The organism is Vibrio sp. 704, assembly GCF_033339295.1.
In genome coordinates this window covers 1-507 of sequence record NZ_JAWOUH010001070.1, presented here as the reverse complement: position 1 = coordinate 507, position 507 = coordinate 1, and the positions used below count along the sequence as shown (strand labels likewise).

The window sequence follows — 507 nt, the reverse complement described above, 5'->3', positions numbered from 1 at the left end:
TTAATTAGAGATAGTTTTTATAAAAACTCTACGGGAATAATCCAAAACATTTAAACAATCAATATTTACAATAAATTAACTACAAAAACATAAACAGTACCAATAAAAATAATATTGATTAATTAGAATGATATACGCTGCGCTGTCACCATTTTTGTTTTAGAGCCATAAAGTCACCCTATCGAATAAGACCACACCCGATTTATACAGCTGCGACAAACAGAAAAGTAAATTTCCGAGAAAATTACGTCGGCTTATGCCAGAATGTGTTCCCTCACTCAACAAGCCTGTACTGTAATGAAATACCAAGCTGCTATTTTTGATATGGATGGTTTACTTCTTGATACTGAACGTGTCTGTATGCGTATTTTCCAAGAAGCATGTGAAGTACAAAACCTTCCGTTTTATGAAGATGTTTACCTATCGATCATTGGCCGCAATGCGGCATGAATTGAGACGATTTTCCGCAAAGCCTACGTCGAGAATTTAGCCCGCCTACATCTTGAC

General features: G+C 35.7%; 1 pseudogene. It reads left to right on the top strand.

Going from position 1 to position 507, the window contains the following annotated elements:
• Positions 1 to 297 precede the first annotated feature (297 nt).
• Positions 298 to 447, top strand: a pseudogene (locus tag R7R24_RS30695) (HAD hydrolase-like protein); the annotation flags it as partial.
• Between the last annotated feature and the right edge of the window lie 60 nt (positions 448 to 507).